The sequence below is a fragment of the Blautia hominis genome, assembly GCA_002270465.1.
Lineage (GTDB): Bacteria > Bacillota > Clostridia > Lachnospirales > Lachnospiraceae > Blautia > Blautia hominis.
In genome coordinates, this window is record NQOF01000002.1 from 299,788 (window position 1) to 317,809 (window position 18,022).

16 protein-coding genes and 1 other RNA gene are annotated in these 18,022 nt (G+C 48.9%); 14 read left to right on the top strand and 3 right to left on the bottom strand.

Features of this window, described 5'->3' with window-relative positions:
- Positions 1-202 precede the first annotated feature (202 nt).
- From CI595_RS07360 to rnpB, 3 genes are all read left to right on the top strand, one after another.
- Positions 203-985, top strand: a complete 783-nt coding sequence (locus tag CI595_RS07360) for a Nif3-like dinuclear metal center hexameric protein (protein ID WP_095172635.1) — start codon at positions 203-205, stop codon at positions 983-985.
- Positions 986-1,156: 171 nt separating this feature from the next.
- Positions 1,157-2,824: a nucleoside kinase gene (locus CI595_RS07365; protein ID WP_095172636.1), complete on the top strand. Its 1,668-nt coding sequence runs from the start codon at positions 1,157-1,159 to the stop codon at positions 2,822-2,824.
- Positions 2,825-2,929: 105 nt separating this feature from the next.
- Positions 2,930-3,280, top strand: an RNA gene (gene rnpB / locus CI595_RS07370) — RNase P RNA component class A.
- Between the two features lie 121 nt (positions 3,281-3,401).
- Here the strand turns inward: rnpB and CI595_RS07375 are convergent.
- Positions 3,402-4,700, bottom strand: coding sequence for an ATP-binding protein (locus CI595_RS07375; protein ID WP_095172637.1), 1,299 nt, complete (start codon positions 4,698-4,700; stop codon positions 3,402-3,404).
- Between the two features lie 20 nt (positions 4,701-4,720).
- Positions 4,721-5,851 (bottom strand): prephenate dehydratase, encoded by a 1,131-nt coding sequence (gene pheA / locus CI595_RS07380; RefSeq protein ID WP_095172638.1) that lies wholly within the window; start codon positions 5,849-5,851, stop codon positions 4,721-4,723.
- Positions 5,852-6,066: 215 nt separating this feature from the next.
- Here pheA and CI595_RS07385 point away from each other — a divergent pair, with 215 nt between their 5' ends.
- From CI595_RS07385 to CI595_RS07395, 3 genes are all read left to right on the top strand, one after another.
- Positions 6,067-6,456 carry a putative ABC transporter permease gene (locus CI595_RS07385; RefSeq protein WP_095172639.1) on the top strand — a complete coding sequence of 130 codons (390 nt, stop codon included), beginning with the start codon at positions 6,067-6,069 and terminating at the stop codon, positions 6,454-6,456.
- A gap of 100 nt (positions 6,457-6,556) precedes the next feature.
- Positions 6,557-7,480 carry an aspartate carbamoyltransferase gene (gene pyrB / locus CI595_RS07390; protein ID WP_095172640.1) on the top strand — a complete coding sequence of 308 codons (924 nt, stop codon included), beginning with the start codon at positions 6,557-6,559 and terminating at the stop codon, positions 7,478-7,480.
- Positions 7,474-7,911 (top strand): aspartate carbamoyltransferase regulatory subunit, encoded by a 438-nt coding sequence (locus CI595_RS07395; protein ID WP_095172641.1) that lies wholly within the window; start codon positions 7,474-7,476, stop codon positions 7,909-7,911. Before pyrB ends, CI595_RS07395 begins: the two co-directional genes overlap by 7 nt.
- Positions 7,912-8,261: 350 nt before the next feature.
- Here the strand turns inward: CI595_RS07395 and CI595_RS07400 are convergent, their stop codons facing one another.
- On the bottom strand, positions 8,262-9,194 hold the full coding sequence (locus CI595_RS07400; protein ID WP_095172642.1) for a ketopantoate reductase family protein: 933 nt from the start codon (positions 9,192-9,194) through the stop codon (positions 8,262-8,264).
- 319 nt (positions 9,195-9,513) lie between these two features.
- On the opposite strand from CI595_RS07400, the gene CI595_RS07405 reads away from it, so the two are divergent.
- The 8 genes from CI595_RS07405 (at position 9,514) to modA (ending at position 17,985) form a co-directional block, all read left to right on the top strand.
- Positions 9,514-10,905, top strand: coding sequence for an MATE family efflux transporter (locus CI595_RS07405; RefSeq protein ID WP_288890721.1), 1,392 nt, complete (start codon positions 9,514-9,516; stop codon positions 10,903-10,905).
- Positions 10,906-11,148: 243 nt separating this feature from the next.
- The gene (locus tag CI595_RS07410) at positions 11,149-11,718 is read left to right on the top strand and encodes a TetR/AcrR family transcriptional regulator (protein WP_095172644.1); all 570 of its coding nucleotides are present in this window, start codon (positions 11,149-11,151) and stop codon (positions 11,716-11,718) included.
- Between the two features lies 1 nt (position 11,719).
- A complete protein-coding gene (locus CI595_RS07415; protein ID WP_095172645.1) occupies positions 11,720-12,148 on the top strand; it encodes a hypothetical protein in 429 nt (142 codons plus the stop codon).
- A 263-nt stretch (positions 12,149-12,411) separates the two neighbouring features.
- Positions 12,412-13,758 (top strand): MATE family efflux transporter, encoded by a 1,347-nt coding sequence (locus CI595_RS07420; protein ID WP_095173238.1) that lies wholly within the window; start codon positions 12,412-12,414, stop codon positions 13,756-13,758.
- Entirely contained in the window at positions 13,745-14,644 is a 900-nt protein-coding gene (locus tag CI595_RS07425; RefSeq protein ID WP_095172646.1) for a DMT family transporter, read from the top strand. Before CI595_RS07420 ends, CI595_RS07425 begins: the two co-directional genes overlap by 14 nt.
- 310 nt (positions 14,645-14,954) lie before the next feature.
- Positions 14,955-15,989 carry a molybdopterin-binding protein gene (locus CI595_RS07430; protein WP_095172647.1) on the top strand — a complete coding sequence of 345 codons (1,035 nt, stop codon included), beginning with the start codon at positions 14,955-14,957 and terminating at the stop codon, positions 15,987-15,989.
- Between the two features lie 3 nt (positions 15,990-15,992).
- Positions 15,993-16,934: an XdhC family protein gene (locus CI595_RS07435; protein WP_095172648.1), complete on the top strand. Its 942-nt coding sequence runs from the start codon at positions 15,993-15,995 to the stop codon at positions 16,932-16,934.
- Positions 16,935-17,064: 130 nt separating this feature from the next.
- Entirely contained in the window at positions 17,065-17,985 is a 921-nt protein-coding gene (gene modA / locus CI595_RS07440) for a molybdate ABC transporter substrate-binding protein (protein ID WP_095173239.1), read from the top strand.
- Positions 17,986-18,022 lie beyond the last annotated feature (37 nt).

Here is an 18,022-nt window from a genome sequence, read left to right on the forward strand (position 1 = left end):
ACAGCCCTGCAAAAAACGCAGTTCTGTAAACAGTAACACGCTCCGCGATGCACAGATATGGAGTATTCTGTCCCATATCGCGCTGGCTGCCTCGGGATTTTCATGCGCAAGCGCATAAAAACACCTCGCGGGATAGCCGCCGTGAATAGTAACTTGTAAACGTTCCAATATCTGAAATGTTGCAAAACAGGAGACAAGCAATATGAAATGTAAAGAGATAATAGAAATTCTGGAACAGAAATATGCACCCTCTTTTGCTGAGAGTTGGGACAATGTAGGTCTTCTGGCCGGGGATCGGGAGCGGGAAGTGAAAAAAATCTTCCTGGCTCTTGATGTGACGGATGAGACCTTGCAGGCAGCCATTGATTTTGGGGCGGATCTGATGATCACCCACCACCCGCTGATCTTTTCAGGCATGAAACGGGTGGTGGCGGAGGATTTTATCGGCCGCAGGATCATAGGCCTGATTGGAAATCAGATCAGCTATTACGCCATGCACACAAATTTTGATATTCTGGGTATGGCGGATATGAGCGCGGATTTCCTTGAGCTTTCAGAGCGTGAAGTGCTGGAAGTAACCTTTGAGGACGGACAAAGGCGGGAGGGAATCGGAAGGATCGGTTCTCTGCCCCGGGAAATGACACTGCGGGAGTGCGCTCTCTTTGTAAAAGCGCAGTTTCAGCTTCCACATGTAACCGTATACGGCAGTCTGGACGTTGGTGTGAACCGTGCTGCTGTCTGCACAGGCTCCGGAAAGAGCCTGATGAAGGAAGTGCTTAAAAAGAAGGCACAGGTATATATAACAGGGGATGTGGATTACCACACAGCCATTGACGCGGTGGCCCAGGGGGTAAGCATCATTGATGCGGGACACTATGGGACTGAATATATTTTTATGGAATATATGAGGCAGGAGCTTGCCGAAAAGCTGCCCGGACTGGAAGTGGGCAGGATGGAAGTTCTGCATCCTTGTACCGTTCTGTAACGGTGAAGGTGTCAATCAGATACAGAGGCAGAATAATTGCCCTGTAACGTGCATATATTGTAACAGTTCGGGTATCTGAACGGTTCCATAGACTGATATAAGGGAATTCATCTGTGATGCACCGGCGAAACAGAGCCGGTGCGTTTTTATATAAGAGAACAGGAGGTATCTATGAGCGACAGAAATATAGCAGTGAAGATTTTGGGCAAGACAAGAGAATATCCCTATGGTACTCCATACGCAAAGATCGTGGAGGAATATGAGGGGACAACCCGATATCCCATTGTACTGGTAATGAAAAACGGCAAGCTCTGTGAGCTTCACAAAAAACTGAAAAAACCCGGCATACTGGAGTTTATCACCACAGCGGATGAGATCGGGCATAAGACTTACAAGAGAAGTGCGTCGCTGCTGGTTCTGAAGGCGGTCTATCATGTGGCAGGCCATGAGAATATAAAGAAGGCAGTTCTTCATTATTCTGTCAGCTCAGGATATTATTTCACCATTGACGGAAATGTAAAGGTGGATGAGAAATTCCTGGCTGAAGTCAAAGCATATATGCTGCAGCTAGTGGGGGAAAAGATACCCATTCTGAAGCGGAGTGTAAGTACCGATGAGGCCATTGAGATCTTCCATGATCACGGCATGTATGACAAAGAGAAGCTGTTCCGGTACCGCAGGGTATCCAGGGTCAACATATACAGTCTGGGAGATTTTGAGGACTATTTTTATGGTTTTATGGTAAATCACACAGGCTATCTCAAATATTTTGATCTGTATCCATATGACGAAGGATTTGTACTCCAGCTTCCGGAGCAGAAAGACCCGGAGACGGTGCCGCCTTTCCGTCCGCAGCCGAAGATCTTCCAGGTACAGAAGGAATCCGGCCGCTGGGGTGAGATGATGCAGACTGACACGGTAGGAGACTTGAACGGCCAGGTAACACAGCAGGGAGCCAATGAACTGATCCTCATAGCCGAGGCACTGCAGGAGGGGAAAATATCCAAAATAGCAGACCAGATCGTAATGGCAGGAGACAAGAAATTTATCATGATAGCCGGACCGTCCTCATCGGGAAAGACCACATTTTCCCACAGGCTGTCGATCCAGCTGTCGGCTCACGGCCTGCACCCCCATCCAATTGCTGTGGACAATTATTTCCTGAACAGGGACCAGACACCTCTGGATGAACACGGCAATTATAACTTTGAATGTCTGGAGGCCATTGATATCAAGCAGTTTAATGCGGATATGAATGCCCTTCTTAGCGGAGAGCGGGTGGAACTGCCGTCCTTTAATTTTAAGATTGGACAGAGGGAATACAAAGGGGATCATCTGCAGCTTGGCGCGGATGATATCCTGGTCATAGAGGGGATCCATGGGCTGAATGACAAACTCAGCGAGACACTGCCAAAAGAGAGTAAGTTTAAGATCTATGTGAGCGCGCTGACGCAGATCAATATTGACGAACACAACAGGATACCAACTACAGACGGCAGGCTGATCCGAAGGATCGTCAGGGATGCCAGGACCAGAGGAACGTCGGCAAAGCATACCATTGCCATGTGGAATTCCGTGAGACGGGGGGAGGAGCAGTATATCTTCCCGTATCAGGAGTCTGCAGATGTGATGTTTAACTCGGCATTGATCTATGAGCTGGCTGTACTGAAAATGTATGCAGAGCCTCTGCTCTTTGGAATTACGCCGGAAGAACCGGAGTACAATGAGGCGAAGAGGATCCTGAAATTCCTGGATTATTTTGTGGGAATGCCTGCGGACGCTGTGCCTCACAACTCCATTCTCAGAGAATTTATCGGGGGCGGCTGTTTTGATGTATAAAAACACCTGGCGGGATAGCAGCCGTGAATAGTAACGTATAAGACCCATAGTCTTCGTTTTTGCTGTTTACAAATCCGGAGCGCTGTGTTAAAATGACGTTTGTGTCAAGTAGAATGGATAATCGCGGCTGGCAGGACCGAAAGGGGCCAGGTGAGGAAAGTCCGGGCTTCGCAGGGCAGGATGCCGGATAACGTCCGGTGGAGGTGACTCCAAGGATAGTGCAACAGAAATGTACCGCCAGTGTTTTACTGGTAAGGGTGGAAGGGCAGTGTAAGAGACTACCGCCTCTCTGGTAACAGGGAGGGCATATGTAAACCCCATCCGAAGCAAGACCGAATGAAAAGCAATGTGGCTGCCCGTCACGCTTTTAGGTGGGTCGCTTGAGTCTGCTGGTGACAGCAGAACTAGATAGATGATTATTCACGACATAACCCGGCTTATAGTTCTGCTTGATATTTGAAAACCGCAGCTGCGGTTGTAAAACGCCTGGTATGCGTATCGGATCTGGACTCGGAAGAGTTCCTTTCAGATAAGCATACCAGGCGTTTTGTGGTTTTTGTCTATGGCTGCGGCGTCCCTACTGCTGGCCCAGGAGATAGTCTATGAACTGCTGGGCAGTCCGGCCTGAGAAACCGCCGTGCTGGAGTTCCCAGGCGTTGGCCTTCAAAAGAAGCTCATCACGGTCCATGGTGATGCCGTTTCTGGCAGCCAGGGAAGTGACGATCTCCTGGAATTCTTTTTTGTCCGGGGAACCGAAATAGATGGTCACTCCAAACCGGGAAACCAGGGAGAGCTTTTCCTGGACCGTGTCGTTGGTGTGCAGATCATCGTTTCTGTCCTCTTTGTCGCTGAAGCGCTCGCGCACCAGATGGCGGCGGTTGGAGGTGGCGTAGATCAGGATATTATCCGGCTTTTTCTCCAGGCCGCCTTCAATTACAGCCTTCAGGTATTTGTATTCAATCTCAAAATCCTCAAAAGACAGGTCATCCATGTATATGATGAATTTGTAGTTGCGGTTTTTGATCTGGGCGATCACACCGTTTAAGTCCTGGAACTGGTGCTTGTAGACTTCGATAATGCGGAGACCCTGTCCGTAGTATTGATTCAGGATAGCTTTGATGCTGGAGGATTTTCCGGTGCCTGCGTCGCCGAAGAGAAGGCAGTTGTTGGCACGTTTTCCCTCTATAAAAGCCTCTGTGTTGTCTATGAGCTTTTTCTTTGCAATCTCATATCCCACCAGGTCATCTAACTGGACATGGGCTATTTTGGTAATGGGGACAATACGGACATTGGCTTCTGTCTGCAGGTGCTCCAGACGGAATGCTTTATGAAGGCCTAGCTTTCCAACGCCGAAATCCTTGTAGAATTCCACCATGTCATCCATGAACTCCTCCACATCCGCTGCCTGGCCCAGGCGTCTGCTGAGGGTGCAGATGCGGTCGCGAATCCGCTTGTTGAACAGCTTGCTGTTTTCATCCACATTGGTGTAAACGCAGATCAGGGAACAGCAGGAAGTGCCGAAGGCATGGTCAAGGGAGGTCAGGTCAAAGTCGAACAGCTCTTTAAATATAGTAAAATCATGTCTGGCAAAGTCATTGATGCTGCCTTTCACAGGGCCTACGATCTCACAGGCTGTACTGAAGGCATTTTCGTGGTTGACCAGCAGAAAGGTCAGATAGTTGTGCCAGAGGTTTCCGGCAAACCCAAAGGAGCCTGCCATCTCCACAAGCTGGTTGACGCTCTGAAAGAACAGCTCCTTTCGTTCTTTTAATGCCGCCTCCTCTGTCTCAGAGGCGGAAAATATGGAGAACATATTTTCCAGTGTTTCGCCGTGGTCAAAGTTTCGGTATATGATACATTCGTTGATGTTTTTCATGGTTCTTCCTTCTTTTGTTTTTAGTAGTTTCCGTGTACACGAAGATTTTGGGCTTCGGATCTCAGGCCGCGCAGGGCATTTTTAACAGCACTGTCACTTAAATTTCCCTCGAAATCCACAAAAAAGCGATACTCCCAGTTGCGCTCCATGATGGGACGTGATTCAATCTTGGTCATATTGAGGCCATTGTAAATAAAATGGGAGAGGCTGTTGTACAGACTTCCGCTCTCATGGGGAAGTTCATAGCTGACACTGATCTTACGGGCATCCCGGCAGTAGATCTTCTCCCTGGTCACAATAATAAAACGTGTGGAATTATTCACATTGGAGTAAATGCCTTCTTCAAGGACCGTGAGGCCAAAATGTTTTGCCGCGTGGCGGCTCCCAATGGCAGCCTGGGCGGGGTCCTTTTCATCCGCCACCTTCTTTGCGGCAGCGGCGGTATTGCTCCACTCCATCTGCTGCCAGTCTCTGTGCTCCTCCAGATACTCTCTGCACTGCATAAGAGCCTGCGGATGGGAATAGACCGTGCGGATGTCTGAGAGGGAGGTGCAGGGAAGTCCCATGAGTACATGCTCACAGGGAATGATCTGTTCCCCCACGATCACATGGTCATACTCTGTGAGCAGGTCATAGATATCCTGGACGATCCCCGCAGTGGAATTCTCAATGGGAAGTACGGCAAATTCAGCCCTTCCTGTTTTGATCGCTTCCATGGCGTCCTTCCAGGTATCCACGTGAAAGCTCTTGATCTCCTCACCAAAGAAAGTGTGCATGGCAGCAAAACTGTAAGCGCCCTCCACACCCTGGAAGACAACCGTGGCATGTTCCTTTTTCAGATCCTCTATTTTGACAAATTCGGTTTTTTCCTCCATACCATTTTCCTGAAGAAGCTGGTACTGGCGTTTGCGGCTGATGGACATGATCTGTTCAAACAGTTCCTGCACGCCGCAGCGGTTAAAATCATTATGGGCTTTGCCGCCGAGGGACTCCAGCTTTTCCTGTTCCCTGCTTTTATCAAAGACAGGTTTTCCTGTCTCAATCTTAAACTGCGCCACATCCTCGCAGATCTTCATCCGCTCCTCAAAGAGCTTTACGATCTGGGTGTCAATCACGTCGATGTCATTACGCATTTTTTGTAAATCCAACATACTTTTGTAACCTCTCCATTTCTGAATTAAATCCGCCTTGTTGTTTCAAGAGAAAAGAAAGTACGGCAGGCGGACTTTCTTTTATTTATCATACACCGGCACTTTACAGTACGCAAGCTTTTTGTATAATTCCGTAATGATCCGGTTATTTGAACGGTTACATAATTTCAGCTATTAGAATCCATAATAATAAGAAAAAAACAGGAGATAAAAGCATGAAAAAGCATACCTTTCTGCTCTGCGGCACTGCCGGCTGGTGTATGGAGATTTTGTGGACCGGAGTCCATGCTATTCAGAAAAAGGATTTCCGGCTGATCGGACAGTCCTCAATCTGGATGTTTCCTATTTACGGGATGGCTGCCTGTATCAGGCCGGTTTCAAAAAGCCTGAAAGGATGTTCTACCTTCCTTCGGGGCAGCATTTATATGACGGGGATTTTTGCGGCGGAGCTTTCAAGCGGCGCGCTGCTGAAGCATTTTCATATGTGTCCCTGGGATTACAGCAAGGCCAAGCTTAATTACAAAGGACTGATCCGGCTGGACTACGCTCCGGTATGGTTTGTGACGGGTCTTTTTTTTGAGAAGATACTGTCCGATAATTCTTGAAATTACCCTTGAACTGGTATATGATAGTACATGGTAATCACGCAGGAAGAACGCGCCTGTGTGACTGCAACATGATAATTATATACACAGGAGGTAATCTATGAGACACTTGATGAGTCCGCTGGATTTTTCCGTGGAAGAGCTGGATAAAGTCTTAAATCTGGCCAATGATATTGAAAAGAATCCGGAAAAGTACGCTCATGCCTGCGACGGCAAGATCATGGCGACTTTGTTTTATGAACCAAGTACAAGAACACGTTTGAGCTTTGAATCCGCTATGCTTCGTCTGGGCGGCAAGGTTCTGGGATTTTCCAGTGCTGATTCCAGTTCCGCAGCAAAAGGTGAGAGCGTTGCCGATACCATCCGCGTGGTTTCCTGCTACGCAGATATCTGTGCCATGCGTCATCCAAAAGAGGGTGCGCCGCTTGTGGCATCCATGGCATCTGAAATCCCAGTCATCAATGCCGGAGACGGCGGCCACCAGCATCCAACACAGACTTTAACCGATCTGCTCACCATCCGTTCTTTAAAAGGACGCCTAGACAACATCACCATCGGTCTGTGCGGAGACCTGAAATTCGGCCGCACCGTTCACTCCTTGATTGAGGCCCTGGTCCGCTACACAGGCGTCAAATTTGTCCTCATTTCCCCGGAAGAACTTCGTGTTCCCGACTATATTAAAGAGGACGTACTAAAAGCCAGCGGCCATGAATTTGAAGAAGTGGAGCGTCTGGAGGAAGTCCTCCCGGATCTTGACCTTCTCTACATGACAAGAGTACAGAAGGAGCGTTTCTTCAACGAGGAAGATTACGTCCGCATGAAAGATTTCTACATCCTGGACAAAGCCAAAATGGATCTGGCCGGACCGGACATGCTGGTGCTGCATCCCCTTCCCAGGGTAAACGAAATCTCCACAGAGGTGGACAGCGACCCCAGAGCCGCCTATTTCAAACAGGCGCAGTACGGCGTCTATGTCAGGATGGCGCTGATTCTCACACTATTCGAGGAGGTGGACTTATGTTAAATGTTGGCCGTTTAAACGAAGGTGTGGTACTTGACCACATCAAAGCCGGAAAATGCATGACTATTTACAAAGACCTGAAGCTGGACAAACTGGACTGCTGCGTTGCCCTCATCAAAAACGCCAGAAGCCAGAAAATGGGCAGAAAAGACATCATCAAAGTAGAATGCCCCATCGACACCTTAGACCTTGACATTCTGGGCTTCATAGACCACACCATTACCGTCAACATCATAAAAGACGGAGAGATCGTACAGAAAAAAGAACTCCAGCTCCCAAAACAGATCACCAACGTGATCCAATGCCGCAACCCCCGCTGCATCACCTCCATCGAACAGGAATTAGACCAAGTCTTCATCCTGGCCGACCCCGAAAAAGAAATCTACCGCTGCAAATACTGCGAAGAAAAATACCGCGGCAACCGCAACAAATAATTTTTCTCGCCCAAATCATCTTAAAGAAAAAACCTGCCTCCAGCCCTCATAATAAGAATAGGCCATAGACAGGTTTTTTCTTTTCTCTTTATCTTTTATCTTTTTCTTTTTTCTTTTCCTATGTGGAGCTATAAATAACCAGGAGGAGCCGCGGCGGATGGGACCTGGGGTGTATCTCTGTTGGCGAGGTTAAGTGGAGCGGCCCGAAGATCCACTGGCTGTGAGCACTTAGTGAAGAAGGCTCTCCTGATGAACTTAGTGCGAACGCCAGTTAGCTGAGGGACGCGCAACGTCGAGCCAACAGAGATACACCCCAGGTCCCATCCGCCGCGGCTCCTCCGTCCGTTTATTTATATCTCCCCCTCATTTTTCTCCTCCAACACCCGTATCGCATGATAAAAAAACTCATTCAAAGGCGTCTCCACCCCCACTTCCTTCCCCATCCGGATCACAGCCCCCGCAAAGATATCAACCTCCGTCTTCCTCCCGGCCTCAATATCCTGCAGAGTGGACGGTTTATTCCCATAAGGTATTTTAGGAAACACCTGCCTCTGGGCCACGATATCCTCCTCAGACAGGCCAATCCCTTTTTTATTGGCAATGGCCACAACTTCCCGCATGGCTGCTTCCCGAATGGCATTGGCATGTTCGCTGACCACCCATGCCCCGAACGGGATGCCCAGAATGGCGGCACTCTGATTTTCACTCACATTACACATAAACTTGTGCCACATGTCAAACACCATATCTTTTGGCACAATACATTTGATGCCTGCCCGGTCAAACAGATCTTTTACTGCCTGCACCTGTGGGGAGATCACGGTATTCTCTTTTTCTCCGATCTCAAAACGTGCGGTTTCCTGCTGAAAGCTGACCTCATTTCCCTTCATCACCACACTGACCCTTGCGATGGAATAGAGCAGATGTTCCCATCCGTATGTTTCAGCCACCAGTTCTTCACTCTCCACGCCGTTTAAGGGGCACATTAAAATGGTGTCAGGCCCCACCTGGTTTTTTACATCCTGTACAGCCTGCTTCAGTCCGCCCATCTTTGTGATCAGGATTACCAGGTCAGCAGGCTCCATCTCTTCTTCAGGGGAAACGACATGAAAAAACAAAGGCTCCCCGTTTACAAGAATACCGTTTTTCTCCAGACGTTTCCTGCGTTCTTCGCCTGCAATGATCCGCAGGTTACTGTATTCCAGCGCATATTTTAAATGGGATGCCAGAAAACTTCCTATGGCTCCCAGCCCGATCAGGGCAACTGTCTTGATCTCTTTCATATATTCTCCTCCTAAATATGATCGTTACTGTTTATTTTATCCTTAAATGTCCGGTTCTGCAAGAGGCAACAAAATGGGGATACAAAAGTAAGAAAGGAGGGGCATCTTTTAAGGTGAAATTATGGATATGGAAAAAGAGTTACAGATGTGTTAATATATAATACGGTTGGCCTTAAACGCTAAACATAGGTCCCCTTTGGGAAAACATCAGCAGCCAAGCAAAACTGCCACCTAAGGCGGTAGTGCATGGATATTGCCCGTGACTGTGAAGGTACAGAACAGGTACAACAAATATATATAAAGTAAGGAAGGCATTGAAATGAAACAAAAGAAAGAGACAGATTTAGGCAGAGAACCCATAGGCCGGCTGTTATTCAGGCTGTCGGTTCCCGCAATTACAGCGCAGGTAGTAAATGTGCTCTACAACATGGTTGACCGCATGTATATCGGTCATATTCCCGGATACGGAGCACAGGCATTGACCGGAGTGGGTGTCACGTTTCCATTAATCATGCTGATTTCGGCATTCGCGGCACTGGTGAGTATGGGAGGCGCCCCCCGTTCTTCTATTATGATGGGAAAAGGAAAGAAGGATGAGGCGGAGGAGATCATGGGTAACTGCGCCATGGGGCTTCTCATAGCAGGAATTCTTCTGACTGTATTTTTCCTTATATTTTCCAAGGACCTGCTGCTTTTGTTCGGGGCAAGTGAGAATACCATTGAGTACGCGACGGCGTATATGCAGATCTATGCAGTGGGTACCTTGTTTGTGCAGGCTGCCCTGGGGATGAATGCGTTTATTACGGCTCAGGGGTTTGCAACCGTAAGTATGCTCAGTGTGGTGATCGGGGCTGTGTGTAATATTGTACTGGACCCTATTTTCATTTTCGGGCTGCATATGGGGGTACAGGGCGCTGCTCTGGCAACCATTATATCTCAGGGCGTGTCTGCTGTGTGGGTCATCCGGTTTTTGTGCGGAAAGAAGACCACCCTCAGGCTTCGGAAGAAATATATGCGGATAAAGCCTAAAGTATTTTTTCCCTGTATGGCTCTTGGGCTGTCGCCGTTTATTATGCAGTCCACAGAGAGTATCCTGAATATCTGTTTCAACTCCTCTCTGCTGAAATATGGCGGGGATATGGCTGTGGGCGCCATGACTATTTTGTCCAGTGTGATGCAGTTCTCTATGCTGCCGCTTCAGGGGCTGACACAGGGGTCCCAGCCCATCGTCAGTTATAATTTCGGGGCAGGGAACCCGGACCGTGTGAAACGGGCCTTTTTCCTGCTGCTGCGGTCCTGCGTAATCTATGCAGTGGCTATCTGGGCTGTGGCTATGTTTGCACCGGGTGTGTTCGCGGCTATTTTCACAAGTAATGAGGAGCTTATGCGGACTACCAAATGGGCCATGAAGATTTATATGGCGGTGTCCTGTATTTTTGGAGTCCAGATTGCCTGCCAGCAGACGTTTATTGCGCTGGGGAAAGCGAAGGAGTCGATTTTTCTGGCCCTGCTTCGGAAGGTGATCCTGTTGATCCCTCTGATCTATATACTGCCGGTATTCTTTGAGGATAAGACCATGGCAGTGTTTTTGGCGGAGCCGGTGGCGGATATGCTGGCAGTGACAACTACGGCTGTGTTGTTTGGGGTACAGTTTAAAAAGGTGATCGCTCAAATGCGGAAGCGGGAGGCAGCGGCGCACGGACAGCGGTAAGGAAAGGCCTGGCACACAGTTCAGAAAAAACAGACCTCCGGTCAGGGAACCGAATTTATTCCCTGACCGGAGGTCTGTTTTTGTCTGAGCAAGTCTAAGCCTCCCCCGGGATACAGAGGAGATATTAAGAGGAAATAGAATTGACATGCAGAATAGAAGTGCGTATAATGAACAATGTTCAGTTTGAAAATATAAAAGAGTATCAGCAGAAAGTTTGGTGGAAGGAAAACGGGAGGTTTCAGCGTGAATACAGTAGTGACATCCAGGGAGGAGATTTTGAGGACTGCGGGGGAGATGGTGAAGGAGGGAAAGAAAGAGCGGATCAGTATGAGGGGGATTGCCGGGGCATGTGGGATCGCGGTGGGTTCCCTTTATAATTATTTTCCTACAAAGAATGATCTAATGATCGCAGTGGTGGTGGAATTGTGGAAGGAGCTTTTCTGTGTGCCTTTGAGTAAGATAGAGGGGGAGAGCTTTTTGGAGGTCGTGGAGTGTATCGGGAAGCGGATTGGGAGATACGGAGGGGGAAGTCGGGGATTTTTAGCGGAGCACGCCTTTGTTGTGGGGGATAAGGAGAAGGGACACCGGGTGATGGAGGAGTATCTGGGGCATATGAAAAGAGAACTTCTGACCGTATTATTGGGGGATGAGGCTGTGAGGAGAGAAGTGTGGGATGAAGGATTTTCGGCGGAAGATTTTGTAGGGTTTGTGGTGGACTTTCTGGTGGAGGATCTGATGAGGGGGACGGACGGGTCCGTTTTTTTAAGAGAACTGATCCTGCGTGTGGTTTATGGTAAGAAAGAGAGGATTTGAAATGAAAGTGAGAAAGAATTATCTGCTGCTTATAGCAGCGCTTGTCTGGGCTGTGGCCGGAGGAAATATCCTGCGCATTGGTGTGGAGGCATATGAGACTTACTTCGGATTGCTGAATGTTCTATTGTCAGCCGGGGTTTATCTGGTGTTCCAGATTTTTGTGTTTGGGAAGATGGTGCGTAAGCATACCGTGAGGATTGTGGGGTATGAGGAGGAGAGACAGTTTTTCCTGAAGTTTTTTGACAAGAAGGCCTTTTGCATTATGGCGTTTATGATGACTTTCGGGATTGGGCTTCGCGTTTCCGGGTGGTGCCCGGAGGTGTTTATTGCTGTGTTCTACACAGGGCTTGGGGCTTCCCTTTTGACTGCGGGCGGACTGTTTCTGGTAAATTTTGCGGGAGTGATGAGAAAGAGTATCCAGAGCGCATAGGACAGAAAAATAAAATGATGATAATGATTGAAAATTGAATATACTGGTGCTATACTGCTCTCAGGCGTGTTTCCTGCGTTTACGCTGTACTAGTCAGGATGCAGGAGGCGGGTTGAAACAGGCGGCTTTGTAAAAAAGTGTTTCGGTTTATCCGGGACACTTTTCCTATGCGCAGGGAGCCGTGCCAGGGATGGAACATCCGTCCGTTTCCTGTCCGACAGCCGGAATTATACATCTTATATGAAAAGGAGACTATGGCAGCTATGGAAAAAGATATGACGAAGGGAAGTCCGTTTCGGCTGATTCTGGCTTTTACGGTTCCCCTGATCATCGGTAATGTGTTTCAGCAGCTCTATAATATGGTGGATGCCATTATTGTAGGGCGTACGGTTGGGGTCAATGCGCTGGCGGCAGTGGGGATGTCGGGCAGTATCGTATTTTTGATCCTGGGATTTTTAAATGGACTGACAACGGGCTTCACGGTTCTGACGTCCAGAACGTTTGGGGCGGGGAATCTGGATGGGATGAAGAGATCCGTGTACTCCTCCTCTGTACTGGCGGTTGTGGTCACAGTGATCCTGACGGTCATCAGTGTGACAGGGCTGAAAGGACTGCTGCATCTGATGAATACACCGGAAGAAATATATCAGGATGCTTACCAGTATCTGTTTGTTGTGTTTTTGGGGATTTGGACCCAGGTGCTCTATAATCTGCTGGCCAGTTTTCTGAGGGCTCTTGGAAATAGTAAGATACCCCTGTATTTTCTGATCCTGGCGGCCGTGCTGAATATATTCCTGGACCTGTTCTTTATTCTGGTGCTGCGGATGGGAACAAAAGGCGCGGCAGTGGCGACTGTGATCTCACAGGGAGTTTCCGGTATTCTGTGTCTTGTGTACATAGTGAAAAAGGTGCCGCTTCTGCACATGAAAAAGGAGCACAGGGTCCTGGAGAAAAACTCCGTCCGTTTTCAGATCAAGGTGGGAATTCCCATGGGACTTCAGTTCTCTATCACAGCTCTTGGCATCATGATCCTGCAGAGCGCGCTCAATGGTTTCGGAGCCAGGGCAGTGGCCGGATTCACTGCATCCACTAAGGTGATGCAGCTGATCAATCAGGCCATGATCTCCATTGGTGTTACCATGGCAACCTACTCCTCACAGAATATCGGTGCCGGAAGGTTTGACCGGATCAGAAAAGGGGCCAGGGTTTCCACAGGGATGTCTGCTGTGTATGCACTGGTGATAACGGTGGTTCTGCATTTCTGGGGCAAATATATGGTGCGCATGTTTATTGACAGCGGACAGACAGATGTGCTGCAATACTGCGAGATGTATTTTTCCATCATTGCGCCGTTTATGCTGATCCTGGGAACCATTTTTATATACAGGAACATTCTTCAGGGAATGGGATTTGGTTTTGTGCCCATGATGGCAGGGGCGGCTGAACTGGCAGCCAGGACAGCGGCAGCTTTTACGGCCCGCCATTTTGGCTCCTTTGAGGGAATCTGCTGGGCAGACCCTTTGGCCTGGGTGGCGGCGGCAGCGCCTCTCGTGATCACCTATCTGTGGAGAATGAAGAAATTGGAGAAGGAAGCATATGAAAGAAAATAAAAAAACAGCGGGACATATGATGGCTTTGTTCACCGTGGTTGTGTGGGGGACTACATTTATTTCCACAAAGGTGCTGCTTGGGGCGTTTACTCCCATTGAAATCCTGCTGTTCCGGTTCCTCATTGGATTTGCGGCGCTCTGCCTGGCAGATCACCGGAGGCTGAGACCAAAGGATAAGAGACATGAGTTTTTATTTGCCGCCGCGGGTATCAGTGGTGTCACCCTGTATTTTCTGATGGAGAATATTGCGCTGACTTATACATATGCCTCCAATGTGGGGGTGATCGTGGCAACAGCACCTTTTTGCACGGCGATTTTGGGATTTATCTTTCTCAGGGATGAGAAACTGAAGGCCGGATTTTTTGTGGGATTTCTGATCAGTATAGTGGGTATTATCCTGCTCAGCTTTAATGGGCAGAGATCTTTTCATCTGAATCCCAGGGGAGATGTGCTGGCACTTCTGGCAGCCGTTGTGTGGGCCTGTTATTCCGTGCTTATTAAGAAAATCAGCAGTTATGGGTACCAGACCATACAGATCACCAGGCATGTATTTTTCTACGGCATTCTCTTTATGCTGCCAGCCTTGTTCTTTATGGATTTTCACTGGCAGTTTTCCAGGTTTAAGGATCCGGTGCTGCTGGCAAATATCCTGTTTTTGGGACTGTGTGCTTCAGCGCTCTGTTTTGTCACATGGAATCTGGCTGTGAAGATCGTAGGGGCGGTGAAGACGAGTGTATATCTGTATCTGGTCCCGGTGGTGACCATTGCAGCCTCTGTGCTGATACTACATGAAAAAATATCAGCGGTTTCGGTCCTGGGCACTGTGCTGGTGCTTATGGGACTGGTTCTGTCGGACAAAGGAAAGGCAGCAGGGAAAAATAATTAGAAAATGTTGCCAAAACAACTTTTTTAATCAGAAAAAACGTGTATAATAATAAAAACAAACGTAACGATTCAATAGGTCTGCACATTCACTGCGCTGACCGTAAGAAAGTGTACCACGGCCAAGCAAAAATCCCATCGCCAAAGGCGATCCTGCATGGATTTTTGCCTGTAACTGTGAAGGCACTGAACAGTTACAAACAAAACAATAGAAGGCAGGTTCCACGAACTTTCTATTGTCATAAAGAAGAACCGTTTTTCGGACAATTCCGGAGAACGGTTTTACAATATTGGAGAAAACGGGGATAAGCAAAATGAGAGAGATAGAAACAACAAAAGCGGCAGGACATATTCTCTGCCATGATATTACACAGATCATAAAAGGAGAAAAGAAAGGACCTGTGTTCCGCAAAGGGCATGTGGTGAAGGAGGAGGATATTCCTGTCCTCTTATCGGTGGGCAAGGAGCACCTGTATGTCTGGGAAAAGACAGAGGGGATCCTTCATGAAAATGAGGGGGCTATGATCCTGCGCGATCTGTGCAGGAATGATCATATGTCTGAGTCTGAGATAAAAGAAGGAAAAATAGAGCTGAAAGCCCAGATAGACGGGCTGTTTAAAATAGACAGGAAGAAACTGCTTGCTGTCAATTCTCTGGGGGACATGATGATCGCCTCCCGCCATGGGGATTTTCCGGTAAAAAAAGGCGACAAGCTGGCCGGAATGCGGATCATTCCTCTGGTGATCGAAGAAGAGAAGATGAACCGGGCAAAAGAAGCTGCCAAAGGGGCACCGATCTTTCAGATCCTGCCCTACAGGGAGAAGAAAGTGGGTATTGTGACTACAGGCAGCGAAATCTCCAAAGGACTGATTCAGGACACATTCGGCCCGGTCATAGAGGAAAAGCTTGGGGAGTTCCCCACAAAAGTGATGGGACAGGTGTATCCCGGCGACGACAAAGAGAAGATCACAGAGGAGATACTCACCTTTATTGCCCAGGGCGCAGATATGGTCGTCTGTACAGGGGGAATGAGTGTGGACCCGGATGACCGTACGCCCGGGGCGATCAAGGACACAGGCGCTGAGATCATTTCTTACGGGGCCCCGGTGCTGCCAGGCGCTATGCTTTTGGTGGCCTACTATAAGAAAGACGGGCAGAGTATTCCCATCGTGGGACTTCCGGGATGTGTCATGTATGCAAAGAGAACGGTATTTGATCTGGTCCTGCCAAGGATCATGGCGGATGACCCCATTAAAAAAGAAGAACTGGCAGCTCTTGGCGAAGGCGGACTCTGTCTGAACTGCGACGTCTGTACCTTCCCCAACTGCGGTTTTGGAAAAGGAAGATAATATATGGCTGACAGGAAGATGTATCTGCAGATCGCAGAGCTGTTTGCCCGGAGGGATGAGATTACCATAGAGACCACGCTCTCGGGCGGACAGGCCGGAAGGAAAAAGATCCTGTCCGGGGAGGAGCGTATGCTGCCTCCGGAGGAACATGTATACAGGGAAACACTTTACGGGAGAAGCCGGGCCGTTATCTGCGGCGGGGGACATGTGTCCCTGGCTCTTGTAAGATTTCTGAAAATGCTGGATTTCCATGTGACGGTGATCGACCAGAGAGCGGAATTCGCCAACCGGGAGCGGTTTCCCCATGCGGATGAGATCCTGTGCATGGATTTTCCGGAAGGTCTGGATAGGGGGAACTTTGGGGAACATGCCTATTACATCATTGTGACCAGAGGGCATAAAGATGACTATAGCTGCCTAAGTGCCATCCTGAAAATGAAGCGTGATTATGTGGGCATGATCGGCAGCAGGGGAAAGGTTGTCATGTCCTTTGAAAAGCTGCGGCAGGACGGTTTTTCCGAGGAGGAGATCCGGAAGATCCATGCCCCCATCGGGCTTTCCATCGGTGCGCAGACACCTGCGGAGATTGGCGTGAGTATCTGCGCGGAGATCATTCAGGAGAAGAACAAATATCCCCGCAAGACCCTGGAGGAGGAAGTGCTCAGGGGGATCAGGGATGAAAATGCTGTGACTATGGTAACCGTTGTGGAAAAATCTGGTTCTTCCCCCCGGGGAGAAGGCACCAGGATGGTGGTATGCAGGGATGGGAGCATATATGGCACCATCGGAGGCGGCCCCATAGAATTCGCTGCTGTTCGGGAAGCGCAGAGCTTTTCCGATGCAGGCGGTTTTTCCATCCGGGAGTATGACCTCTCTAATTCCAAAGCAGCCACCCTTGGTATGGTCTGCGGCGGGAAGGTAAAAGTGTTGTTTGAAAAGCTCTGATGATTGCCTGCTGCCCTGCGTCCGCCGGGCGGGATGTGCACAGGAGATTTGACGGACGCAAAAACAGCGGCACGCTTTGTTTGAGCCGGAGATAACACAGATATTGACAAAAGTCAGGGAGGATCACACCATGAAAAAAAGAACATCAGGTCTTTTGGGCATTTTTTTGGCAGCAGCTATGATGACTGCAGGATGCGGCAGTGACAGCAGCCAGGAAGCGGCAAAAGACACGGAGCAGAAAACAGAGGCAAAGGATAATGCTTCTGAGGCAGAGGATAAGACAGAGGCAGAAGACGATGCGGGCGCGGCAGATGAGAAGACGGATAACGCGGACAAAGGGGACAGTGAGGAGCCGGTCACGATTTTAATGGCAGCAGCAGCCAGCCTGGAATACTCCATGAAGGATGATCTGATCCCCATGTTCCAGGAGCAGCACCCGAATATCACTGTGGAAGGTACCTACGACAGTTCAGGAAAGCTGCAGACACAGATTGAATCCGGGATTGACGCGGACTTATTCTTCTCCGCAGCGGAAAAACAGATGACAGCTCTGAAAGACGAGAATCTGATTGATGGAGATTCTATCCAAAATCTGCTGGAAAACAAGATCGTTCTTGTAGTTCCTTCAGATAAGAAGGACGATTACACTAAATTTGAGGATGTGGCAAACGCTGAGACTGTCGCAGTGGGAGACCCGGAGAGCGTACCTGCAGGGCAGTACGCCAAAGAAGCGCTCACAACCCTTGGACTGTGGGACCAGGTATCAGCAAAAGCCAGCCTGGGGACCAATGTGACGGAGGTGCTCAACTGGGTTGCTGAGGGCAGCGCAGATGCAGGTATTGTGTATGCTACGGATGCGGCAACCAAAAAGGATACTTTGTCTGTAATTGCGGAAGCGCCTGAGGGAAGCCTTGCACAGAAGGTAATTTATCCGGCAGGTATTGTGACAGGCTCCACCAAGAAGGATGCGGCACAGCTCTTCCTGGATTTCCTGGCTTCGGACGAGGCCTCGGCAGTATTTGAAGAATATGGATTCACACCAGTGAAATAATACACAGCAAAAAGGCATGGCCGGTCCGCATAAACCG